The sequence below is a fragment of the Paraburkholderia sp. SIMBA_054 genome (genome assembly GCF_046534875.1).
In the GTDB taxonomy this organism is placed as follows: Bacteria; Pseudomonadota; Gammaproteobacteria; order Burkholderiales; family Burkholderiaceae; genus Paraburkholderia; species Paraburkholderia hospita.
Genome location: NZ_JAWRXV010000091.1, coordinates 1 through 23405, shown reverse-complemented (window position 1 = coordinate 23405; position 23405 = coordinate 1). Strand labels below are relative to the sequence as shown.

Sequence of the window (23405 nt, the reverse complement as noted above, 5' to 3'; positions counted from 1 at the left end):
GACCTAAGCGTTAGGCTTCGGGGCAGGGAATGTGAGTAGTGGTCTGCGTGCGGCAGCCTCATGGCCGATCACTTGTCCAGGAGTGACGGCGCGAAACGACCGTATCCGCTCCGATACCACCCTTGGAACTGTGGCGACTCGACCGGCAGCACCGGGTCCGATTTATGCCGATCGCATATTCGCTGCGATAAGCGGCCTATCGAGGTCTGTGTCGGACCGGGGTCGGCCAAGGCCCGTCATTCGCAAGTTTCAAATGCTTGCCCGAAACCCGCCGCTCGGTTGAAATTCCACCGACGGCCTAGGATATGGAACAGTGAACCGACTTTAAGATTGATACTGGCAGGCTTTGACTGCAACATCATATATTTGCTTTGCTATTCCTTGGGGGTGTTTTTTTCATTAAATTTGTCTATGTCTATTTCGCCGGACAATAGAAAACGCAAGAACGATTTCTCCTGAAATCGACAACTTTGCGCAATACCAAGAAGAATCAAATATCGTTCTGCTCCAGCCTTTGCAAAGAACCCAGATATTTTTCGTTAGATCGCAAGATGACGTATGGCCCGTTCAGTCATGTTGTTGTTCCATGGAATTCCATCGCCTTCAAGGAAAGTGAACAGCGATTCCCGATATCGTGCGAACCTCTTGCGATACTTCTCTATGAGTTCACACGTCGAATTAACATTGATCGTTTTTTCGAAAACGATCAACGGCTTTCGCGTGCTTTCCCAAGTGACGTTTCTTCAAACCATATTTATATACATCATCAAATACTGGTACAAACAAATTGCTCCCTTTAGCAAGAAACTTTTCATACTCCTGGTTGAACGGATTTTTCCAAAGATCTTCATTGATGTCTCTTAGATGCACTAGGCATTTTTGCTGTCGGCAGGCAAAGGTATCGTAGCCGCCATAGAAATCGGAAACCAAAACACCGCAGAACCGTCGTTTCCCGCGTCTGAGTCAGCCAGGATACGGCACGGCGACCGTCTGTGAGGACCCACGCATAAAGATTCGTTCCCAGGATATTGAGTTTCGTTTCGTCAGCTGCACCGCCGGACTTTGGATAAGCTCCCGGCGGTTGCGAAACTGTCGCCAGCCAAACAGTTCCCTGACCAGGGTCCAGACGCTGCCGGTACCGATGCCCACAAGCCGTGCCAGCAGGGCCATGCCGGGGTGCGCGCCGCTGCGCACCTGCTGGTCCTGCTGCACTTCGAGCCGGCGAATCTGCTGGCGGAGCAGCGTGAGCCGCTCACACTCGCGTTCAATCTCGGCGCGCAGGCCTGGCGGCAACTGCTCGCGCTGCCGGGTCCACCAGTGCGTCCAGATCCGGCCACCGACATACCGGACCCGAAGGTTATGCAGCACGAGCAGGGAGCGGATCCAAAAGGGAAGTCTTATAGGTTGGTGTGCGCGGTGCGCTCCTTGCGCAGGCGTTCGAGCTCGCGGTGCAGGCGCCGGTCGTCTTCCGCTCGGGCGTCGAGATGCGTGCAACCACCCATACCCGTCGCTCGCCGGTGAGATAACGCATCAGCATGGGCAGCAGCTTGTCGCTGTCAAGCCGGTCCGTCTTCGCGCGACGGGCACGCCGGTTCACCTCGATACTGGCCGAATCACCACGAGATTGGCAATGGCCTGTTGAGTCAGCCAGCGGTGCAGCCAGAAGCCGTCGCGCCCCGCCTCATAACAGCTGTAGACGGGTGCGTCGGCGCTGAGGTGGCAGCCGTGCCCTGGCGTTCGCGATGGCGGTGAGGACCGCGGTGGTATCGCCTACGGCGACCGTACAGCGGCTGGGCGCGCGCTGACATCACCCAGTGAGAGCTTCCAGCTCTTCTCGCCCAGTTCAAAGGCCATGTACAGCCGGCGGCCTGCCCTCGTATTCTGCCCACGGAGGGCTGTGCGAGACGCGTCCATTTCGCGTGCCCCTTTGGAGAAAACGAGTCTGCGAATCCCGTTTTACTCCGGCGGGCTTACTTACACAGCCCTCCCATAGCATCTCAGAACGGCAACTTAGCGTCAGCCTTCTCAGCCAGAATCACGCGCCGAAAATCTTCCTGAATCCGCTTCAAAGCCGCATCATTGTCGGCCTCAAACCGCATGACAACGACGGGCGTCGTATTAGAAGACCGCGCGAGCCCGAACCCATCCGGATACTCGACGCGCAAGCCGTCAATAGTCACAACCTGATCGGCGTCAGGAAACGTCGCACTCTTCTGCAAACGCGCGATCAGTTCAAAATTCTCGCCTTCCTGAAGCTTCAGCTGCAGTTCCGGCGTGGAATGCGAATTCGGCAGGTCATTGAGCAGCTTGCTCGGATCCTGCACGCGCGCAAGAATTTCCAGCAACCGCGCCCCTGTGTACAGGCCGTCATCGAACCCATACCAGCGGTCCTTAAAGAACACATGGCCGCTCATTTCGCCCGCAAGCGGGGCGCCTGTTTCCCGCAGCTTCGCCTTCACGAGCGAGTGGCCCGTCTTCCACATCAGCGGCTCGCCGCCCTTCTCCTTGATCCACGTCGCCAGATTGCGCGTGCACTTCACGTCGTAGATGATCTGCGCACCCTTGTTGCGCGACAGCACTTCTTCGGCGAACAGCATCAGCTGGCGGTCCGGATAAATGATCTGGCCGTCCTTCGTCACGACGCCCAGGCGATCGCCGTCGCCGTCGAATGCGAAGCCGATCTCGGCGTCCGTTTCCTTCAACGCGCGGATCACGTCCTGAAGGTTTTCCGGGTGCGCCGGGTCCGGGTGGTGATTCGGGAAGTTGCCGTCGATCTCCGTGAACAACTCGACCAGCTCGCAGCCGAGCGCCTTGAACAGGCGCGGTGCGAGACCGCCCGCGACGCCGTTGCCCGTATCGACGACCAGCTTCAGCGGCCGCGCGAGCTTGATGTCGCTCGTGATGCGCTCAAGGTACGCATCGGCGATGTCGTACTCCTGATAAGTGCCGCTGCCGCTTTCGAAGCGGTTTTCGGTGATGCGCTTGTACAGCCCCTGAATCTGCTCGCCGTAGATGGCCGCGCCGCGCAGCACCATCTTGAAGCCGTTGTAGTCGGGCGGATTGTGGCTGCCCGTGACGACGATGCATGAATCAACGCGGCGCTCGCCGCCGTCGAGCTTGAGCGGCACGCTGGCCGCAAAATAACCGACGGGCGTCGGCACCATGCCGACGTTGACCACGTCGACACCCGCCGCGCGCAGGCCGTCCGACAGCGCCTGGATCAGTTCGGGACCGGAGAGCCGGCCGTCGCGCGCGACGACGACGGCCTCGCCGCCCTGTGCGCGCACTTCGCTGCCGAATGCGCGACCGATCGAACGCGCGGTTTCGGCGTCGAGCGTCTTGCCGATCACTCCGCGGATGTCATATGCCTTGAATATGGATTGCGAGATCATGGATTGGCTCACTTACGTGCAATGGAAAATTTGGTTGACACAGCGTGGTCATGGCACTGTGCCTTGCCGGAAGCGGTCCGGATACAACTTATAATTGCGCTTTTCAGCGTCGCCTTACTGGCATCATTCTAATGCTTAGATGCCCCAGTCTCACAAAGTTGCCGCATTGTTCGTTCGGCTGGGCATGCCAATTTGCAGACTACGTGTGCACCTCCCGTGCCCGCAGACAGCAAACGGTCGCCATGCGGATGCCGGCGCTTAAGCGTTTTACGAATCCCGACGTCACGCTCGCTGTCGCAATCCTGGTCAGGCTTGCCCTCGAGCGGTTCACGCAGATCGGCCTCGCGATCGCGATCAGCGGCGTGCTGGCGCGCTACTTCGTCCGACCTGTTCGGCAAGTGGCAATACGCCAATACGCTTTTGCTCGTCCTGCCGCCGATTACATGGGTCTGCGGCGCGGAGATTCTCGTGCCAACCATCGTGCATCGTCAACCCGACCAGCTCGGCACCGTGTTCGGCAGCGCGTTCGCGTTGCGGCTTTCGGTATCGGCTGTCGCGCTGCCGCTGACGTGGGCGGGAATTGCCGCGGGTGTCACCGATCCCCTCGTCGGCCCGATGCTCGCCGGGTTTGCCGTCACGATGCTGTTTCGCGAGCCGCTTGTCGGCGTGATCAACGCGTGGCTGCAGAGCATGACCTACAGCAAGCCGCAATTGCTCATGAGCATGACGACGGCGACCGCGGAAAACTTACTGCATTTTGTGACGCCCCATGGGGCGTTGCAGCAGATGAAGCGCGCGTTGTTCGCGCGGGGGCGTGAGCATAGAGCCGCGCGGCGCATCTGCCGTGCGCGTGAACACGCCCTGGCTGTACGCGAGGCACATCTCAGGCCCCATGCGATTGACATTTAGCCAGCGCACTATTCGCTCACGTCAGGAGCATCGACCTATCCAACCCCTTCTTGGGGGATTTGGGGGCGCTTTCGCCCAAAAAAGTGAAATGCTGCGCAAGGCAGTCGGCATTCACTCTTGCCCGGTTCTCTTCAAGACCTCATTCTTGCCGTGCTTGCTTCCGTGGGGATCGCTCAACCGGAATGGGCATCTCTGCGCGCACCGCTGAATAGCGACTGGGAAATCGCTTGCAGGACGGTCACACGGCGCGAACAAAGCGCTTGACGTCCTCCATGCGATCGATATTTAATCTGCACACCGTTCGCTCACGTCACGAGCATCGACCTATCCAGCCCCTCCTTGGGGGTTTGGGGGTGTTTTTGCCCAAAATTATGTGGGATGCTGATCTAGCCTTCCTAGGTTAGACCAAAGAATGTGATGCTCCCCCGTGGAGTCCGCCCGATCAGCAGCTTTTTCTTCGCCGACCGGACGGGACATCGCGTGCATGTGACTGCACGCGTTTCCAGCTCGCTTCGTATTGTTCACGCCTCTTGGTTCGACAAACCTGGGGCCGAGCGAGCGTGCCATTACCCACTCTTCTTAAGTCCTTACGCCGGCACCGACTGGCTACACGCGGACGGCGCTGAAAATCCATTGAAAACCTCGTATCGCAAGACGCGGGCAACGGATATGGGTTACTTAAAAGAAGGCTTTCCATGCTTCGGGCCGGACTATTGGCCAGCGGACTGATGTTTATAGGCGATTAACCAGTCGCCCGTCGTTTCTTACCCGTTGCGGGAGCCAAGCTCTCCCCGAAGGGTCGTGCTGCTTTTCGCGCGGAATGCACGTTTTCGCGCGCGAGAGCAGCACACGTTACTTCTCCAAGTGCGAAGGGGCCTATCCGAAGGCGTGAGTTGCTTCCCGGTGCGACCGGGATCATCCACATGCCTCCGCTTGCGGGCTTCTTTTGCGTCTTGAAACGGTCGACCTCATCGACCGTTTCGGTCTGCGCCGCCGCTCTAGCGCACATCAATCCTTTCACACACCATCAAGCGCGATCTCGGCGTGACGTGCTCACCCGAGAATCCGCCCACCTCGTGCTCGCCCTCAAGCGAGCCGTCATTGCCCACGTGCTGCATGCACGCGAATGCGGTTGAACATCGAATGCGCCGCCATGCGACGCGCGGTGTTCAACCCGCCCCGGGCTCTCTCTTCCAGCGCGCAGACCTTTCCACCGGTGCCATCCGGGGACCATCAGCTAAACCGCCTCTGCCCATCTCTTTGCACTCCCGCATGCCAGCAGATCAACGTCGCGCCCTCGTTGAACCTGCTCGTTTCACTCACGTGTCTCTTTAGACACGTCGCCATCGCAACCGATGGCAACAGGGTGCCCTCATTCGCGTCCCCGCCCGCGCGTGAGGTCAGGTACAGGCGGAACAACCTAACAACCAGCCACAGGAAAGGAGTTCCATGGGTCGAAGATCAAAAGGCGTGAACCATGCCGCACAGATGAGCCGCGAAGCCGGCGGAAGCAAAGATTCGCAGAAACACCGTCGCTTGCACTGGAGCGAGTTTTCGCGTTTCGCGGCCCGGATTGGTCACACGCTGGAAGCAGTCAACGAAGCGGAAGACTGGATGCTCGAGTTTTTTGTCTGGTTCCTGGTTGCGGGGGCGATGAAGCCTGGCACGCTCGCAAACTATCGGGCGTCGCTCTCCGTGATACAGGATACGGCCGGACAGGATATGTCCCACTCAACCCGCAGCCGGGCTCTCCAGCTTGAGCGACGGGATCGGCATGGCAAGCACCGTGCTCGCACGCCGCAGGAGTTCAGCGAACTGCTCGCCGCGGCACAAAAGCTCGATGACGGTGTCGTGCACGTGATTCGCCTGATGCGTTGGCTGGGACTTCGCATGCGCGAAGCACTCATGTGCGGCAAGTCGCTGGAAACCTGGCGAGAACTGATCCTGCAGGGAAATCGACGTCTGCCCATCGAACGCGGCGCCAAGAACGGGCGTCCGCGTCGTACCGAGGTGCTTGAGGATCACGTCGAGGAAACGCTCGACGCGATCAACGCAGCGCTGGCGTTCTGCCGCAGTCGCGACTTTGAACTTATCACCGGCTGCAACGATGACCTCAAAAGTGCAAAGGCCCGCCTGAAGTCCCGCTTTGACCAATTGCCGATGCGCAAAGAGCTCGGAAGTCACAGCCTGAGATTTACCTATGCAGTCGATTTTGGCAATGCCGCACTCGATCGGGGGATGCCACCCGTTGAGGTACTGACCCAGCTATCGGACCGCCTTGGGCACGGTCCGTCACGCGTGAAGATGATTCTCGAAGTTTACTGCTGGCAGATCCGGCACCGGTTTCCCGAAAAGATGCAGTTACCCAGCGACTTCGTACCATTGGAGAAAACGACCAAAAGAAACCGCTCAATGCCTGCAATGGCCAGCGCGGGCGACCGGGCGCAGCTAGGCAATGGTGCCGAACATAGGCGTCGACGGCCGGCGCGCGGACGCCGCGCCCAGACGAATCACGCGAGGTTTCAGCGTGAACGCAATTTTCAATAATTAGCATTACAAATCGACTAACCACCCACCACGATCCATCTGTCTATAGGAGGTAAACAAGAAGTGTTGGAATCCAGACTCTCAGAGGAAGCTCGCATTGCGCTATCCCGGTACAGCAGCGACAAAGCAGCCCAGACACTGCTGCCGTTATGGCTCCAGTTCGAAGCTTTTTTGCAATCGCGCGGCACGATGCCATCTTCCATCCCTGACATTCCGGAGGAATCGCTTCGCGCGTACGCGACGTCTCTCGACTACCGGGATTGGCACGTCGATGACGCCCTGATCGCCCTGAGCGCCGTCCTTCTCGTGTGCCTGCACGCGGGCTACAACGCCAAGATCTTGCGCTCCATTGTGATCCCGCGCATTCGTCGCCCCGTCCAGAATCGCCAATGGGATGCATTCCGCTCTCGGACGTACCAACCGCTCGAGTACTCGCAACTCGCCCGAAGTCGCAGACGCCGGACCAAGCACGAAGCGTGCGCCAGCGATCCAGCTCGCATCGAAGACTCCGTCACGTAAGAAGCAACGCGCTTAACACATTCGATACCTCCACTAACCACCCTTGCAGGAACGATAATGACTCATCTGATTGTGGCTCACTTTCAAAGCTCGAACAGCGCAGCGCAAGCATCGGCGGCGCAAATCCTTCACGCACAGACGGGAGGTTTGCTCCTGAAACCGGGCCCGCTCGATGGACACGGTGAGCACGTGAACAACAACACACGTCTGACAGAAAGCGAAAATGCGCTTCAGGATCATTACTGCACCATGATGACTTCCCCGCGCGGAGGCATCATCGACGTCCCGACTGAGCATCGGAACGCCATGATCGCGTTTATCCAGTTGAGGCGTCACGTTCTTACCGAACTGAAAACGATCATTGTCTCGGTGTCCCCCGATACCGCGTCACAGCAGGCTGCCGTAGAAACGCTTACCTCGATTTGCGCGGCGGGCGTGGTTCCGGCCTGTATCCGGATTCTCGCTACCGACGTTCCGGCAGACACCCGGCTTGACGACGTCTACCCGCCAGTCCTTGAATATGCCCGTGAAGCCCAAATCACGGTAACGCCCGAGGCTGTGCTCCCGGTGTCAACATCTTTCGCGAAGGCGCAACAATTCAAGATGCCGATCGCCGCTGTCTTGAACCGCGCGGTCGATTTCGAAACGGAGTTGACCTCGGCGCGGGTCAATGGTGCGCCTGAAAAGATCATGCATGCGCTCGCTCATAAGGTAATCGCCCAGCGCGATCTGCTGGGCACTGCTGATGCGTTCAAACGCGTCGCCGACACACTCGGACTACCGTGCATTTCCCAGGACGAGTGGCGTGCCGAATGCGCGCCAACTGCGAACCGTAAGCGCGCGAGGACAGAGGCACTCGATTAAGGGCTTTTAATACGCCTCCGGGTAACGAAGCTGCAAGGCGGATCAACGGCCCACATCCACTCGAGGTCCGTTGATCCGCGCCGTTAATTGGCCTTTAGTCGCCGGCGGCGCCACTTTTTCACCGGGATGCGCGTGAAGCCTCGATATTCATGCCGGGGAGGTAGAGCGCGTCGTGCGAAGCACGATTTCAAACCGGCTTGACTTGCGGCTGCGGCATGATGCTGTATGGGCATACAGTTATTAGTTGTTCCATCCACCACATGGCTCGCGGTACCGTTCCGGTTCGGGTTCTCCGACTGCGCATCGGGGACAAGCACACTTCGGACTTGTCCTTGACCCCGCGAAAGTGCCAAATTCCTCACTCACCCGAAACGCTCGCGGCGCCGACGCCGCGCCGATCGCAAGCGCTGGGCTGCGTCAAACGAACGCACACTGCATCAACAATCCAGCGAACGATCACAGCGCCAAACGAGCCGCCGAGCTTACGAGCACGACGGTGAGCGAGGGAAAATCGACGACCTTTTCGGCGAAAGTCATGGCGATCATGTTGTGGCGGGTTGCGACTACCATTCATTAGCATACCTATCTAGGTCAACAAAGCGTCGATGTGCCACCGCTTCAGTCGCGAATTCAAGGTTGATCCCCTGTGCGCCGGGCCGGATCCAGACCACAGCCCGGCCAGCCTCTCAGGGCGTACCAACCGGCATTTCTCGCCAGTACCGGCCGCAGCATGACACCTTTGTCATCGGTGCGAGGACGCGAGAGAGCGCAAGGCAACCCCAACGTCCTCCAGCGTAACGGTACTTGAGCCGTCACGCAGATACCGAAGCGCAGCAAGATCAAGGATTCGTTTCAATACGGCATCCGTATCCGAGAGAAAACGATCCTGCAGTGCGTTGGCTAAACAGTCAGCGGTGTGGCGGGAGATTGGGAAGGCCTCGCCCGCAATCGTTCTGAATTTCGTACGGACATAGGAGGCGATCCAGGTGTCCCGTCCTTCGGCGCCTCCCACCACGCAGATGCGGCAATTGGAGCAACGCGCCGCTCGCCCGAGCCCTTGCTCTTTTATGGATCCGGCAATCGTGTGTTTCCGGGCACATTGCTGTCCGCGTGCTCCGTGCGCAAGCGTTTCAACACTGCGTTGGCATGCGGCACACAGGGGACACTGGTCACGCTGGCACGTGGGTGCTTCATCACTCGTCATCTCAACTCTCCTGGTTAATGAGTTCAGCGATCGCCTCTTTCCGGAGGACGTTCGCCAAACCAGTCTCCACTCGAAATCGCAAAGTCAAGTCGCGCCGGTGGAGATCGTCAGGGCGCCCATGGAGGTTCACTCAGAAGACTGCGACGTGATGCCCAGGCAAGACGGACTAGGCATGGACGATCGCCTGTGGCCCACCGCCGTCGAATTGAGAGACAAAGTACGCGTCGGGAACCGGCATCGCATTGAAGCGCGATGCTTTGCCTCCTCTCCCCAATCGCGGTGACGGCACAGCAACCGTCCTGTTCGCGGATGATGCGTTGCCGCTCGCCAGGTCCTTTCGTGCGTCATGGACTCACCGCGCCCGCGCGCCGCGCAACCTCGTCAAGCGCACGATGTTCAAGACCCAGCGCGCCGTCACGGCGCCAAACACGCCCGTTGAAATCACGAGCACGGCGGTGAGCGAGGGAATGCCGCCCGCCTGCTCGGCGACGACCACCGCGATGAGCGTCGTGACCGACTTCGGCGCAAGCGACGCAAGCGTTTGATGCGAAGCTCCGAAGAGCTTGGCAATGTCCCCCGCCGAGACGATCGCAGCGAGCGAGCCGGCCACTAGACCGCAGAGGAGCGATAGCGTGCCGCCCTTGAACTTGTCCCACTACCGCCACAGCCGCATCGGAAGCGCAACCGTTGCTGGCCCGAGCAGGACCTGGACGAACCGCGCGCCATCAGAATAGGTGCGATACGGCGTCCTCGTGATCTTCAGCGCGGCAAAGACGATTGTCACCGCGATCAGCACCAAGTTGGCAATCGGATTGTGCTCCGCGCGCGCATACATGCTCAGCGCGACCAGATAGGCGATGACCGTGACAGTGATGCCGAGCAGCGGCGAGGAGGGAAGGCAGAACCAAAATTTGATCGACACGGTGCCGTCAACGCGCCGTGCCTTGCGGGAAGCGGTCCGGATTCAACTTATAATTGCGCTTTTCAGCGACGCTTTACTGGCGCCATTCGAATGCCTAGACGCCCCGCGCTTACAAAGTTGCCGCATCAAACCCTCGGCCGGGCACGCCAGTTTACCGACAATATGCGCCCTTCGTGCCCGCAAACTGCAAACGGACACCATGCGGATACTGGCGCTTAAGCGTTTTACGAATCCCGACGTCACGCGTGCTGTCGCAAACCTTGTGTGGCTTGGCCTGGAGCGCCTCACGCAGATCGGCGTGGCGATCGCGATCAGCGGCGTGCTGGCGCGCTACTTCGGTCCGGACGTGTTCGGCAAATGGCAATACGCCAATACGCTTTTGCTCGTCCTGTCGCCGATCACATGGGTGTGCGGCGCGGAGATTCTCGTGCCGACCATCGTGCATCGTCCGGCTGAACAACTCGGCACCGTCCTCGGCAGCGCGTTCGCGTTACGGCTCGCGGTGTCGGCTGTCGCGCTGTTGCTGACCTGGGCAGGCATTGCGGCGGGCTTCACCGATCCCCTCGTCGGCGCGATGCTCGCCGGGCTGGCCGTCACGATGCTGTTTCGCGAGCCGTTCGTCGGCGTGATCAATTCGTGGCTGCAAAGCATGACCTACAGCAAGCCGCAGTTGCTCACCAGCATGACGACGGCAATCGCCAAGGCCATGCTCGTCTGGCTGCTGGTGCGCGCAGCCGCTGCGCCGTCGCGCTTCGGCTGGCTGTGGGCGCTGGAATCGGCCGTGATCGGCGCGGTGCTGGTCGCGTATTACATGCGGCGCCACGGCGGCACGCTCAGCTGGAGCATCGACCCCGCGCTCTTTCGCCACTTCGGGAGGGCGGGCACGGTGTTCTGGCTCGGCCTGATCTGCATGTACCTGTTCCTGAAGCTCGACCGGCTGATGCTGGAGCGCGCCATTTCGTTCGCCGACCTCGGCCGCTATTCGGCCGCGCAACAGCTGAACGAAAACTGGATCACGCTCGCGCTGATGCTGGCGCAAACGCTTGCACCCGCCTTCGTCTACCGTGTGCAGGACGCCACGCAACTGCGCCGCAACATGTGGCGGCTCACGGCGATGACGGCAGTCCTGATGATCGCAGGCGCGTTCGTGCTCGACCTGCTCGCGGGCTTCATTATTCGCCGCGTGTTCGGACCGGATTTCGAAGAGGCCATCGATATCTTCCGCTGGGCCGTGTGGCTGTCCGTGCCCGCCGGCATTGAGGCGATCGGCAACCTGGCCGTCCTCAAATATCAGGCGAAGTTCGTGTTGCTGTCGAAGTGGCTGCTGGCGCTCGCGGTCGCGTGCGTCGTCAATCTGCTGGCGATTCCGCGCTTCGGCGCCTATGGCGCGTTGATCGGACTGGCGTCCGGCTATCTGGCCGCGGCGTCCGTCAATTTTTATTACATCCGTTACAAGCTGCGTCCATGACGTCTTCATCATTCACGCCGCCCGCGGCCGCCGCATCGCTCGACGATGTCGCCGTGCTGATGCCCGCGTACAACGGCCAGGCCGACGTCGAGCGCACACTGGCTTCGTTCAGCGAGGACGCGCGCATCCACGTGCTGATCGTCGACGACGGCAGCACGCCGCCCATCGTCGCGCCCGCGCTGCCGAACATGTCGGTCGAAGTGCTGCGCATGCCGAAAAACGGCGGCATCGAACGCGCGTTGCAAACGGGTATCGAAGCGCTCGCGGCGCGCGGCTTTCGCTACGCCGCGCGCATCGACGCGGGCGACCTTACCGTGCCGCATCGTCTTGCGAAGCAACGCGCGCATCTCGAAGCGCATCCGCACATCGCGGGTCTGGGCATGTGGACACAAGTGGTCTCGCGCGACGGCCAGCCGCTCTTCATGCTGACGCCGCCCAGCGAACCAGGGGCGATTCGCCGCGAGCGCTTCATGCGCGCGTGCTTCGTCCATCCTTCGATGATGCTGCGCATCGACGCCGTGCTCGCCGTCGGCAACTACCGCGAAGCGTACAAGGCAGCCGAAGACCTCGATCTGTTCCTGCGCATGATGGCGCGTTACGACTGCGCGAACCTGCCCGAACTTGGCCTGTACTATGAACTGAACGAAGGCGGCATCAGCGCGACGAAGCGGCGCCGCCAGATCGCGTCCACGCTGCGTTTGCAGACGCACTATTTTAACGTGCTGAACGTTTGCGACTGGCTCGGCCTCGCGAAGAACCTGTTGCACTTCGTCACCCCTTACCAGACGCTTCAGCGCATGAAGAAGCGGCTCTACGCGCCGCGCGCGAGCCATTGACACGTGCTCAATCCCACCCCTATCGCCAGCATGAAGCAACCCATCGAAGCTCCCACCGCGCTACGCGTCGCGCTCGTCTGCAACACCGCGTTCGCGATCTACACATACCGGCAAGGGCTGATACGGGCACTCGTCGCACGCGGCGTCGACGTGACGGTCATCGCACCGCGCGACCGCACCTCGGCGCTGCTCGAACAGATGGGCTGCCGCTGCATCGAGCTGCATGTCGCATCGAAAGGCACGAATCCGCGCGACGATCTGCGCACGATGTGGGTGCTTTACCGGCTGTACCGCACGATCCGTCCGCAGATCGTGTTTCATTACACGATCAAGCCGAATATCTATGGCTCGATTGCGGCGAAACTGGCGGGCGTCGATTCGGTTGCGGTCACGACGGGCCTCGGCTATGTTTTTATCCAGAAGAGCGGCACCGCGCAGATTGCCAAACTTTTGTATCGCTTTGCATTCCGTTTTCCGCGCGAAATATGGTTTCTGAATCAGGACGACGAAGCCGCCTTTCGCGGGCAGAACCTGCTTGCGCATCCTGAACGCGCGCGGCTCCTCCGTGGCGAGGGCGTGGATCTCGAGCAGTTTGCTTTCATGCCTTTGCCGGATCGTAAAAATGGGGATGAAAATAATCAGAGGACATTTTCTTTTGTATTAATCGGCCGCCTGTTGTGGGATAAAGGCGTGGGCGAATACGTCGAAGCCGCAAGGCGGTTGCGCGCGAAGTATCCATATGCGCGTTTTCAGTTGCTCGGCCCCGTCGGCGTCGACAATCCGAGCGCGATTTCGCAGGCCGAAGTCGATGCATGGGTGCGCGAAGGCGTGATCGACTATCTGGGTGAGGCACATGACGTGCGTCCGCTGATCGCCGCTGCCGATTGCGTCGTGCTGCCTTCGTATCGCGAAGGCGTGCCGCGCACGCTGATGGAAGCATCGGCGATCGGACGGCCGATCGTCGCGACCAACGTGCCGGGCTGCCGCGAAGTCGTCGCGGACGGTGTCAACGGCGTGTTATGCGAGGCCCGTAATGTGGACAGCCTCGCGGCGAAGCTCGCGCAGATGCTCGACATGAGCGATGACGAGCGGCGCGCGATGGGCGAGCGCGGCCGTGCGAAAGTCGCGCAGGAGTTTGACGAACGCGGTGTCGTCGAACGGTATAAAACCCTGATTCAGCAGTTGACGGGCATATCACTCTAAGGGAGCTCAGCATGACCACGAAGGGCACGATTCTGGTAACGGGCGGTGCAGGCTTTATCGGTTCGCACACGTGCGTGGAACTGCTCAACAGCGATTACGACGTGGTCGTAATCGACAACCTCGTGAACAGCAAGCGCGAATCGATCGTGCGCGTCGAGCAGATTACTGGCAGGAAGGTCGCGTTTTACGAAGCGGACGTGCGCGACGAAGCGGTCCTCAACGCGATCTTCGACAAACACCCCATCACGGGTGCGATTCACTTCGCCGCGCTAAAGGCAGTGGGCGAATCGGTCGCGAAGCCGCTCGAATACTACCGGAACAACATGGACGGCCTGCTCGTGCTGCTCGACGTGATGCGCGCGCGCAACGTGAAGCAGTTCGTGTTCAGTTCGTCGGCGACCGTGTATGGCGTGCCGAAAAGCTCGCCGATCGACGAATCGTTCCCGCTCTCGGCAACGAATCCGTATGGCCAGAGCAAGCTGATCGCCGAGCAGATCCTGCGCGACCTGGAGATCTCCGATCCGTCGTGGCGCATCGCGACGCTGCGCTACTTCAACCCGGTGGGCGCACATGAAAGCGGCCTGATCGGCGAAGACCCGGGCGGCGTGCCGAACAACCTGATGCCGTATGTCGCGCAGGTCGCCGTCGGCAAGCTCGACAGGCTGCGCGTGTTCGGCGGCGATTACGCTACGCCGGACGGTACGGGCGTGCGCGACTACATTCATGTCGTCGATCTGGCGCGCGGACATATCGCGGCACTCGATGCGCTCGTCAAGCACGACGCGAGCTTCGTCGTCAATCTCGGCACAGGCCAGGGCTATAGCGTGCTTGACGTCGTGAAGGCGTTCGAGAAGGCGTCGGGCAAACCGGTGCCGTACGAGATCGTTGCACGCCGCCCCGGCGACGTCGCGCAGTGCTTCGCGAACCCGGCCAAGGCATCGGACGTGATCGGCTGGAAAGCACAATACGGCATCGAGCGCATGTGCACCGATCACTGGCGCTGGCAGGCGCAGAATCCGCGCGGATTCGAATGATGTCATCAGGCGCAGTGGGATGCGGGGTCGTGCCTGCATCCTGCTGGCTGATGGCTGACCGCTGACGGCTCTTGACTGTCTCTGCGGCGCCCCGTGTGGGATAAGCAGTTACCCGCGAGAAATGACATCCGCGACGAACGTTCGGCGATGCGGGACCGGGAGTTTCCCCGGCCCGCGTGCATAGCGCATCACCGGGTACCAACCGGATGTGCCGGAGCTTTGCAAGCGCCCCGAATGCTAGAGGGGTTGAATAGCTTTACCCGTTGAAAACCGGGAGCGAGTGATCTGATCGCAAGGCCAACGATATGGCGATCATGTTCCGCTCAGGCGAGCCTCTCGTGCAACCAGACGAGCCACCAGCGCCACATGGGCACCTGATAATAAAGCTGGGTGGTTGTGACGGACATACAGGTGGCGATCTCTACATATTTTCCTGCCACCATCCCGAACCTCGATTTCGGAATTTCGTCGCCTTCCCACTGGCACCACCAGCTTTTCGTATCGCTGACGGTGCAGAATGGAAAGCGCTGCTGTTCACCCGGGTCGTCCGCCCTCCAGTACGACACTGAATGCTGATCAACCAGAACCTTATAAGTCATTGGGGTATCGGTCTTTTCGTTGCCGGGGCAAACGCCGCTGACCGCCTTCCCATCGCAAGACAGCATGTAGACGGTCACTTCATTTCCAAACGGCAACCACGCGGCTAATCCGCTGGGGATAAGCCCAATGCCTAAGGCGATCACGAGAGAACCAACAAGTCGATTCATTGTGTAGACGCCTCCGTCCGGATGCCCGGCACCGAACAGACCGAGCCAGTCGCGCCCCACGAATTGAGAGGGATCGTAGCATGAGCGAGAAACCGCACAACCTGCTGGATGTGTGGAAGCGCACGTTCAATCCTGGAGAAGCGTGACGAGAATCCGCAGTATTGGAAGCCGGCTGGATGCGGCGATTGCCATACGCAGGATGGGCCCGCTTCGTGCGAGGAGCCCGGCCTATCGCACTGTCAATCTTTTCAAGCGAGGAAGCGAGGTGGGCCGAAATTCGCGCCTACAAGCAATCTGCCCCTTGTAGTGGCATGCCCACCTATTCGGCAGACGTCCCAAGATCGCTTCATGCGATCGGCTCACCTGACGCCGTGACTCCGATGGCGTCGTCAGTCTTTGTACTGGTCGGGGTGATGAATGACGGGACGTCCGACTAAATTAAGTGTTTTGCGAAAATTGACAATCAAATTTACGGAAAATACATAGCGCACCTCTAATAGACGATATGGGTGCCACCGCCCTTGCCCTATGCCGGCGAACGATGTCACACGAGCAATTCAACCTCCCGAGTCCTGCGTCGAATTGTCGTAACCGACTTGCCGAGCCTCATCCAACGCACGCCAGTCACTGCGTTTTCGACGTCGAGGTTTTTGTTCGTGCGATGGCGGCTCGTCGGTGTTCAGGGTGTTTCTGACCTGTTGCAGCAGGTCAATCGCGGTGCTGAGCACGAATTCGCAATCCTGATCGCATGTAGCATATTGGTCCACGCGGCTAAGCGGGCGGTCCTTTCGTCGCCCCTCCGTCTGCGAAGCGCTCGCCTTCTCATCGCGAGAAACCCGCTCTACGGTAAATCTCGTAGAGAAATCCTTCCAGTATCGAAGCCATTTGGCCTTTGTCCTGGCGTCTTTGGCTCGTTCCACGTGCGCATCGATCAAAACTTCGAATGGGTTGAGGTCCAGGATCATGGCGACAGCAAAACAGAGGTCGTCATCGAATACGCTTGTACCAAGCCGGTATCGGCTGATCGTACCTCGGGTGACTCCGAGGGCCTTCGATGCTGCATAGTCAGATTGCAATCCAAGTTCGACCTTGACCGCGTCGAGGTATTCAATAGTCGTTTGCACGATAGCCCCCTTTTCAAGCCGTTGGTAGCAGTTGTCTTATAGATCAAAAGACCATGACAATCCCGATCGGCGCAACCCCACAACGTGCTTTTCGGATGCTTTTGCGGGATTCTTTAGGCCAACACCCATGGAGACATACTCTGAGTCAGTCTCGCGCGGTCGGAACGCGGGATTCGGGTACTCAACAGCAAGGGACCAAAACATCGCGCGGGCACTCTGCCGGCTGCGATCGAAGAGCGCCCGACAACCTGTCGGTCACGCGATCGTCACCCTCGTGACTGGCAGGCCGATACCGGTTTTTCTCCGGCGTGTTGACGCTCGATCAAAAGTGCAGTCACATCACCCGTCCGCGTTGCGACGCTTACGAGGTTTAACCCCGACGCTGTCAGCCTCACGCATTCGATAAGCTTCCATGAGACGGTAAAGTGTGACTCTGGAGATGCCTAACTCATGCGCGGCCTCCCCATATCGCCCGCGATGTCGAAGCAATGCACGCTCAATTGCCTCTCGCTCGGCGCGCTCTCTGACCGAACTCAAAGACGGCAGCGTTTGACCCAAAAGGTAATCTAGCTCAAGGTCCTTTGCGCTAATCAGCCGCCCGTCGGCCATCACTACTGCGCGTCGGATACGATTCCCCAGCTCACGGACATTTCCGGGCCAGGTATGCTTGAACATTGCGTCAAGGGCATCCGGCGCAAAACCCTGTATCCGTCGGCCCGCGACCCTACGGAATTGGGCGAGCTGATGATACGCAAGCAGTTCAATATCGCTACCTCGCTCGCGGAGCGGAGGTTCGACGATGCGCAATACGCAAAGGCGATGATAGAGGTCTTCGCGAAACCTTCCATCGGATATGGCCGCTTCAAGATTAACATGTGTTGCAGAAATAATCCGTACGTCAACATCCACTGCCTCAAACCCTCCGAGGCGCTCGATCTTGCGTTCCTGCAAAAACCGCAAAAGGCTCGCCTGACTGTCTCCCGGGAGGTCGCCGATCTCATCAAGAAATAATGTCCCGTGATTAGCGGCCTCGACGCGGCCTATTTTACGTTGAGTCGCGCCAGTAAACGCACCGCGCTCGTAACCAAACAACTCAGATTGCACAAGATCGCGGGATATAGCACCGCAATTGATAGCAACAAAAGGAGCTTCACGGCGGGCAGAGCGCCGATGAATCGCCACCGCTGTCAATTCTTTTCCAGTCCCTGACTCTCCTGCAATGAAAACAGGAGCGTCTGTCGAACCCATTCGTTTGATAGATCGAAACAAGGTTTGCATCGCTTCGCACGCCCCTATCATCTCGCCTTCAACTTCCTGATGAGCGAAATCCTCGCGTGGTTCAGACGATAGCGCTGCCATTCCGTGTGCATGTCCAACCGCTCTCATGACCCTCTCCGGAACAAGCGGAGTCGTCACGTAATCCGAACAGTAATCGCGCACCAGATGGCGTAGCGTGGCATCGGTAGCTGACCCGATGAAACAATCGCGACCCAACCGATATTCGGCATGGCTATGCACGATTCCAGCGATTCAAAATCGCACGACGGCAATCCAGACGCCAGATCGAGCAGGCCACCCGACGCCTGCGCGCCTTCTATTGCTTTTCTCACGTCCTTACCCGGCCGGACCGGTCTTACATCCCAGCCGCGCTGCTCAAAAAATCCACTTAGATCGGCGTCAGGTTTTGCCGACAAATATATCAATCGCCGCGAGTTCATTTTCGGGCCCTCAACGCATGCCTGTTTTCTCCCGCTCTAGAGAAAGCCGCATATACAGAATTCCTGTTTCATCTGATTGGGGAAATAGCCACCCCACCTTTCATACCCCCGAGATACAATTCGCGCGAGCCGCTGGACGAACCGAATCGATCACAGGAAAGCAGGCTGCGGATTCAGGCGCTCTTAAGCGGATTCCCATTGCGCATTCAATACATCTTCCGGGCGGAGGACGATCCTAAGGTTCGTCTTCAGACCCGTGAAGTCAGAACTCCGGGATCATCCCGAGATCGTCGGTCTGGCTTGCACTTTCACCGGCCTTGACGTATTAGATGTCATTGCCCCTGGCCAGGAAAACGCGATCTCCCCGCGTCCAGTCGCCGTTTGCCGGGTTCTGAAACACCGTCACGAATGTCGGGCCGTTCTTGATCGCAGACACCACGTCGTCGCGCAAATATTCACCGCGTTCATCGACTGCATGACCGTTGTCTATCGCGAGCCTGAAGCGAAAGGATGCGCGTTTTCGTTGAATCGAAACGACTTCATAGATCAGATAATCAGCCCATTTGTCTTCCATCGTTTGCTCCGATAGAAGCCGACGACCGCCGCCACGGCACCAAGTGCATCCCGAGCACCCGCTCGGGAGTCAATTTGTATGTAACATCTACATACATAATCCACATATATGGTGAGTGATTCGCCGGAAGCCGCTTATTCGCCATGCATATGAACGGAATGGTACCCGGACGCGCCATTTACTCCCTTTGTATCGGCATAAACTTGTTGATCCTTAAGGTGCGCAAACCATAACGCACATTTTCTTTCGACAGTGACAAACTCACTCCCGAGGTGCGAGGTGGACGACCGGCCTCTATAGCGTCGCCTTCCAGAATACTCCGGCCAGGAAATGGACTCAGATCATCCTGTAATTGCGCCCGATAGGGCGCGCGTCAGCGATTGTGAACGCCGGTCTAAATCCGACACTAAACGACGGCGTTTCGGAGTCGAGTTGTTGAACGACCTGTTCTCGTTGAGCGGCGGTGTTCGGGAAACACGTACAGCAGGGGTATCGATGACGCTTTGTGCGTCGTAAGGAGCCCGTAGGGCGAGTGCAGACGCGCAAAGCGCGTTGGGAGATGACGGCGAGAAGCGGTTGCGGTAGAAAGGCGCAGCGCCGAAGAAACCACTGGCGCGACACCGGTAAACCGCCAAGTTCACCCCGGAGTCGCGCCACACAAGTCGCAGTGCAAAGCCACGGGGCTTAACAGAGAGGCGCGTGCAGCCGCAGTATTCCACGGCTCGCGCGCCCCTGTCTATCGCATTGTCTTCGGCGTTCTACGGGGATCGCCGATGACCGAAGGCAATGCCGGTGGGATGCTGCCCACGGGCCGTTTCTTCCTGTGCGCCCGCTGCCGCACGCAGGTATTCATTTGCCGCCGCTGTGACCGAGGCCAGATCTATTGCGCCGGCGGTTGTGCGCAGGCAGCCCGACGCGCCAGCTTGCGTGAAGCGGCTCAACGTTACCAGCGCTCTCGCCGCGGGCGTCTTGCCCATGCGCAGCGCGCCCGCCGCTATCGGGCGCAACACAATAAAGTGACGCATCACGGTTCACCTGCGACGGCGCCCAATGCTCTACTGCCAGCGGACTCGATGCGCGCCGCTGTCACTCATCGTGGCGTCACGGCATCGGCGCCGGCGGCAACGCATTGCCACCTTTGCGGCTGTGCCTGTTCGCCGTTCGTGCGCCTGGGCCCGTTGCGCCGTCGAGCTCCTCACTCCATCTACCGATTCCGGGGAGGCTCTGAAGGTGACGATTGACGCTGAGCTCGAAGCGCATATCCTGCGGCTCTATCACGTTGAGAAGTGGCGCTGCGGCACGATCGCGCGGCAACTGTGCGTGCATCGCGGCACCGTCAAACGGGTGCTCGCGCAGGCGGGTTTGCCGCGCCACGGTCCGGCGCCGCGGCCTTCGATGATCGGGCCATACCTGCCGTTCATTGGCCAGACGCTCGAGAAGTATCCGACGCTCACCGCCAGCCGCCTTTACGGCATGGTGCGCGAGCGCGGCTATCAGGGCGGCCCAACGCACTTCCGGCATCTGGTCTCGCTGCACCGGCCACGTCCGGCTGCCGAAGCGTATCTGCGACTGCGTACCTTGCCCGGCGAGCAGATGCAATGTGACTGGGGGCACTTCGGTCACCTGCAGATTGGCCGCGCACGCCGGCCCTTGATGGCCTTCGTGATGGTGCTCTCGTACTCACGCGATCTGTATCTGCGCTTCTTCCTTGATGCGCGCATGGAGAACTTCCTGCGCGGTCATATCGGCGCCTTCAGGCACTGGGGCGGACTCGGCAGGGTCATTCTCTACGACAACCTCAAGAGCGCCGTACTCGAACGCCAGGGCGACGCGATTCGCTTCCACCCGACGCTGCTCGCCTTTGCTGCGCATTATCGTTTCGAACCGAGACCGGTGGCCGTCGCGCGCGGCAATGAGAAGGGGCGCGTCGAGCGTGCAATTCGTCATGTGCGCGACGCGTTCTTCGCGGCCAGGCAGTTCACCGGTCTGGACGATCTGAATGCGCAAGCCGAGCACTGGTGCCGCACGCAGGCGGCCGATCGCCCGTGCCCGGAGGATCGGGCGATCAGTGTGCGTCAGGCGTTTGCCCAGGAGCAGCCCACGCTGCTTGCGCTACCGGAGAACCCGTATCCCGTCGAGGAAATGCTCGCCGTCAAGGTCGGCAAGACGCCCTACGTACGTTTCGATCTGAACGACTACTCGGTCCCGCACACGCACGTGCGGCGTACGCTCACAGTGCGCGCCAATCTCGAGCAGGTACGTGTGCTGGACGGTGCCGAGATCATTGCCCGCCACGATCGCAGTTTCGATCGCGGCGCGCAAATCGAAGAGCGCGTTCACATCGAGACGCTCGTCGGCGTTAAACGGGAAGCGCGTCATCACCGCGGCATGGATCGCCTGGCCAAGGCTGCGCCTGCCAGCCAGGATCTGCTGCGCCGCGCGGCCGAACGCAATGCGAACCTGGGCACCATCACGGCAGCGCTGCTGCGCCTGCTCGATCGTTACGGCGCCGCGCAATTGCAGGCCGCGATCGGGGATGCACTCGAAAGCGGCGTGCCGCACCCGAACGCCGTGCGCCTGGCGCTGGAGCGCCGCCGCGAAGCTCGTCAGTTGCCACCACCGCTGGCCGTGTGCCTGCCGTCGCACGTGCGCCAGAAGGACACGCCGGTCCAACCTCACCGGCTCGATACCTATGACCAACTTGCTGGAGACTCCGATGAGCTCGCCTGAATCATTGCGCACGCGCGCGCACGAATTGCGTCTGCACGGACTGCTTGCCCACTGGCCCGAGGTTGCGCAGGAGCCGTGGGTCGCGCCGCTCGTGCAGTGGGAAGAAGACGAGCGAGCCCGTCGTTCGCTCGAACGGCGCATCAAGGAATCACATCTGGGTGGCTTCAAGGCTTTGTGCGACTTCGATTGGACGTGGCCGTCACGGTGTGATCGCGGCGCCATCGAAGAACTGATGACGCTCGGGTTCATGAAGGACGCCGCCAACGTCGTGCTCATCGGCCCAAACGGCGTGGGCAAGTCGACACTGGCGAAGAACGTCGCGCATCAGGCACTCGTGCATGGACACACGGTGCTGTTCACCACCGCCGGCAATATGCTGGGCGAACTCGCTGCGCTCGATAGCGATTCAACGCTGCGCCGGCGCCTGCGTCGCTATGCTGCGCCCGATGTCCTGGTAATCGACGAGGTCGGCTACCTCTCGTACTCGAATCGCCACGCCGATCTGCTGTTCGAGCTGATCAGCCGGAGATACCAGAACAACAGCACCATCGTTACATCGAATCGACCGTTTGCCGAATGGCACGAAGTGTTCCCCAACGCCGCCTGTGTCGTGTCGCTCGTCGATCGCCTCGTGCATCACGCCGAGGTCATCCCGATCGAAGGCGAATCGTACCGCCTCAAGGAAGCGCGTGAGCGGGCCGACAAACGCGCCCGCCAGCGCGGTCCCGGCAAATCTGCAAAGGGAGGCGAGTCCTCATGAAAGCCTCGCCGCTGCCTTCCGGCCGCACCCGCGGCTTGAACTTCGTCGTACCCGACGACTGGACGCCTGAACAGGCACTCGCTGTGTTCGAACTGCTCGACGACCTGCGTGAAGTGATCTGTGCGCGCTATCTGTCCGACATGCAGCAGGTCCTGCGCCAGGATCGTCGGCAACGCGAGCTGCCGTTCTACGAGCATGATCCGCCGTTCTGACCAGTCAACGGTACGCACATAACAACGGGGCCCGCGCGGCCCCTTTGTTCTTGAGTGATTCGCTCAACCTTGCGCCGTCGTTTAACGTCGCTTTTACACCGGCGCTAACAGCGATCAACAGCCGATCGTCCCGCACCATCCTGCACGCTTATACGGCACGCTGAAACGTATTAGGCTACACGTTGTGCAAGCCGAAGCGTAAAAACCAGGAACCGACTCTGGCGATGAACCATCCTGGACACATGAGATGGCGGATAAACGGGAACGGGGCCGTGTAGACAATGCGGAGCGCGTAGGCAAAATCCCAAGCATCCGCCCCCAGCCAGGCCCTCGAGTTTTGCCAGCAGAAGCCCACGCCCTTGGAGTGCTCGTACTCGAGTCGGGAGTATATGTGTAGTTTTTTGTCAGATTCTGGTTGTCGGTCAGGTAGCCATCAATGATCCTCAGCAACCCAGAAAAGTACTTTCTTACACATTGCCATTCCTCCATGCCGAGCGCTTCATCAAAGTCGGCCAGGTTACGGTTAATCGGTTCGAAACAGGCATTAAGTGTTCCTGGTAAAACTGTTTGGATTTCGGTAACCTGGATTTTTCCCTGGTACCGAGGTGTCGATGAAATGCCA

At 59.7% G+C, this 23405-nt stretch carries 17 protein-coding genes and 3 pseudogenes; 12 read left to right on the top strand and 8 right to left on the bottom strand.

Annotated elements, in window-relative coordinates; translation table 11 throughout:
• Positions 1-963: 963 nt before the first annotated feature.
• Both SB822_RS50635 and SB822_RS50630 read right to left on the bottom strand, forming a co-directional pair.
• The gene (locus SB822_RS50635; protein ID WP_244144690.1) at positions 964-1368 is read right to left on the bottom strand and encodes a hypothetical protein; all 405 of its coding nucleotides are present in this window, start codon (positions 1366-1368) and stop codon (positions 964-966) included.
• Between the two features lie 629 nt (positions 1369-1997).
• Complete coding sequence (locus tag SB822_RS50630) at positions 1998-3392, bottom strand: phosphomannomutase/phosphoglucomutase (protein WP_090838640.1); 1395 nt, start codon at positions 3390-3392, stop codon at positions 1998-2000.
• Between the two features lie 248 nt (positions 3393-3640).
• Between SB822_RS50630 and SB822_RS50625 the strand changes: the two are divergent.
• From SB822_RS50625 to SB822_RS50610, 4 genes and pseudogenes are all read left to right on the top strand, one after another.
• Positions 3641-4145: pseudogene (locus SB822_RS50625) on the top strand (hypothetical protein); the annotation flags it as partial.
• 1605 nt (positions 4146-5750) lie between these two features.
• Positions 5751-6848, top strand: coding sequence for an integrase domain-containing protein (locus tag SB822_RS50620; protein ID WP_410858311.1), 1098 nt, complete (start codon positions 5751-5753; stop codon positions 6846-6848).
• 63 nt (positions 6849-6911) lie between these two features.
• Entirely contained in the window at positions 6912-7367 is a 456-nt protein-coding gene (locus SB822_RS50615; protein WP_090838644.1) for a hypothetical protein, read from the top strand.
• A 57-nt stretch (positions 7368-7424) separates the two neighbouring features.
• Positions 7425-8231 (top strand): hypothetical protein, encoded by an 807-nt coding sequence (locus tag SB822_RS50610; protein ID WP_090838646.1) that lies wholly within the window; start codon positions 7425-7427, stop codon positions 8229-8231.
• 1586 nt (positions 8232-9817) lie between these two features.
• On the opposite strand, the pseudogene SB822_RS50605 reads toward SB822_RS50610, so the two are convergent.
• Positions 9818-10357 (bottom strand): annotated as a pseudogene (locus SB822_RS50605) (LrgB family protein); the annotation flags it as partial.
• A 205-nt stretch (positions 10358-10562) separates the two neighbouring features.
• Here SB822_RS50605 and SB822_RS50600 point away from each other — a divergent pair.
• The 4 genes from SB822_RS50600 to galE are packed head-to-tail and all read left to right on the top strand — an operon-like array spanning position 10563 to position 14898.
• Positions 10563-11825: an oligosaccharide flippase family protein gene (locus tag SB822_RS50600; RefSeq protein WP_410858314.1), complete on the top strand. Its 1263-nt coding sequence runs from the start codon at positions 10563-10565 to the stop codon at positions 11823-11825.
• Positions 11822-12661, top strand: a complete 840-nt coding sequence (locus tag SB822_RS50595; protein ID WP_090838648.1) for a glycosyltransferase — start codon at positions 11822-11824, stop codon at positions 12659-12661. The genes SB822_RS50600 and SB822_RS50595 overlap by 4 nt, the downstream gene beginning before the upstream one ends.
• A gap of 30 nt (positions 12662-12691) precedes the next feature.
• Positions 12692-13864, top strand: a complete 1173-nt coding sequence (locus SB822_RS50590) for a glycosyltransferase family 4 protein (protein ID WP_090838650.1) — start codon at positions 12692-12694, stop codon at positions 13862-13864.
• Positions 13865-13875: 11 nt separating this feature from the next.
• Entirely contained in the window at positions 13876-14898 is a 1023-nt protein-coding gene (gene galE / locus SB822_RS50585) for a UDP-glucose 4-epimerase GalE (RefSeq protein ID WP_090838652.1), read from the top strand.
• Between the two features lie 323 nt (positions 14899-15221).
• Here galE and SB822_RS50580 read toward each other — a convergent pair whose 3' ends face one another.
• From SB822_RS50580 to SB822_RS50560, 5 genes and pseudogenes are all read right to left on the bottom strand, one after another.
• Positions 15222-15665 carry a hypothetical protein gene (locus tag SB822_RS50580; RefSeq protein ID WP_143055817.1) on the bottom strand — a complete coding sequence of 148 codons (444 nt, stop codon included), beginning with the start codon at positions 15663-15665 and terminating at the stop codon, positions 15222-15224.
• 557 nt (positions 15666-16222) lie between these two features.
• Complete coding sequence (locus tag SB822_RS50575; RefSeq protein ID WP_410858310.1) at positions 16223-16789, bottom strand: hypothetical protein; 567 nt, start codon at positions 16787-16789, stop codon at positions 16223-16225.
• A 339-nt stretch (positions 16790-17128) separates the two neighbouring features.
• A pseudogene (locus SB822_RS50570) lies at positions 17129-18507 on the bottom strand (sigma 54-interacting transcriptional regulator).
• 325 nt (positions 18508-18832) lie between these two features.
• Entirely contained in the window at positions 18833-19081 is a 249-nt protein-coding gene (locus tag SB822_RS50565) for a hypothetical protein (RefSeq protein ID WP_090838658.1), read from the bottom strand.
• Between the two features lie 758 nt (positions 19082-19839).
• On the bottom strand, positions 19840-20106 hold the full coding sequence (locus tag SB822_RS50560; protein WP_086919087.1) for a hypothetical protein: 267 nt from the start codon (positions 20104-20106) through the stop codon (positions 19840-19842).
• A 205-nt stretch (positions 20107-20311) separates the two neighbouring features.
• Between SB822_RS50560 and istA the strand changes: the two genes are divergently transcribed.
• The 4 genes from istA to SB822_RS50540 all read left to right on the top strand — a co-directional run.
• Positions 20312-21811, top strand: coding sequence for an IS21 family transposase (gene istA / locus SB822_RS50555; protein ID WP_086919086.1), 1500 nt, complete (start codon positions 20312-20314; stop codon positions 21809-21811).
• Positions 21798-22571, top strand: a complete 774-nt coding sequence (gene istB / locus SB822_RS50550) for an IS21-like element helper ATPase IstB (RefSeq protein ID WP_410858309.1) — start codon at positions 21798-21800, stop codon at positions 22569-22571. Before istA ends, istB begins: the two co-directional genes overlap by 14 nt.
• Positions 22568-22783 (top strand): hypothetical protein, encoded by a 216-nt coding sequence (locus SB822_RS50545; protein WP_410858308.1) that lies wholly within the window; start codon positions 22568-22570, stop codon positions 22781-22783. Before istB ends, SB822_RS50545 begins: the two co-directional genes overlap by 4 nt.
• A gap of 436 nt (positions 22784-23219) precedes the next feature.
• Positions 23220-23405, top strand: a 186-nt coding sequence (locus tag SB822_RS50540; RefSeq protein WP_410858307.1) for a hypothetical protein, incomplete at its 3' end; no start/stop codon positions are given.

What these genes read in the sequence shown, in the direction of transcription:
- SB822_RS50595 (WP_090838648.1), top strand. Translation starts at nt 11,822, where the DNA reads ATGACGTCTTCATCATTCACGCCGCCCGCGGCCGCCGCATCGCTCGAC.
- SB822_RS50610 (WP_090838646.1), top strand. Translation starts at nt 7,425, where the DNA reads ATGACTCATCTGATTGTGGCTCACTTTCAAAGCTCGAACAGCGCAGCG.
- SB822_RS50590 (WP_090838650.1), top strand. Translation starts at nt 12,692, where the DNA reads ATGAAGCAACCCATCGAAGCTCCCACCGCGCTACGCGTCGCGCTCGTC.
- SB822_RS50620 (WP_410858311.1), top strand. Translation starts at nt 5,751, where the DNA reads ATGGGTCGAAGATCAAAAGGCGTGAACCATGCCGCACAGATGAGCCGC.
- istB (WP_410858309.1), top strand. Translation starts at nt 21,798, where the DNA reads ATGAGCTCGCCTGAATCATTGCGCACGCGCGCGCACGAATTGCGTCTG.
- SB822_RS50545 (WP_410858308.1), top strand. Translation starts at nt 22,568, where the DNA reads ATGAAAGCCTCGCCGCTGCCTTCCGGCCGCACCCGCGGCTTGAACTTC.
- SB822_RS50560 (WP_086919087.1), bottom strand. Translation starts at nt 20,106, where the DNA reads ATGCGTCACTTTATTGTGTTGCGCCCGATAGCGGCGGGCGCGCTGCGC.
- galE (WP_090838652.1), top strand. Translation starts at nt 13,876, where the DNA reads ATGACCACGAAGGGCACGATTCTGGTAACGGGCGGTGCAGGCTTTATC.
- SB822_RS50565 (WP_090838658.1), bottom strand. Translation starts at nt 19,081, where the DNA reads ATGGAAGACAAATGGGCTGATTATCTGATCTATGAAGTCGTTTCGATT.
- SB822_RS50580 (WP_143055817.1), bottom strand. Translation starts at nt 15,665, where the DNA reads ATGAATCGACTTGTTGGTTCTCTCGTGATCGCCTTAGGCATTGGGCTT.
- SB822_RS50630 (WP_090838640.1), bottom strand. Translation starts at nt 3,392, where the DNA reads ATGATCTCGCAATCCATATTCAAGGCATATGACATCCGCGGAGTGATC.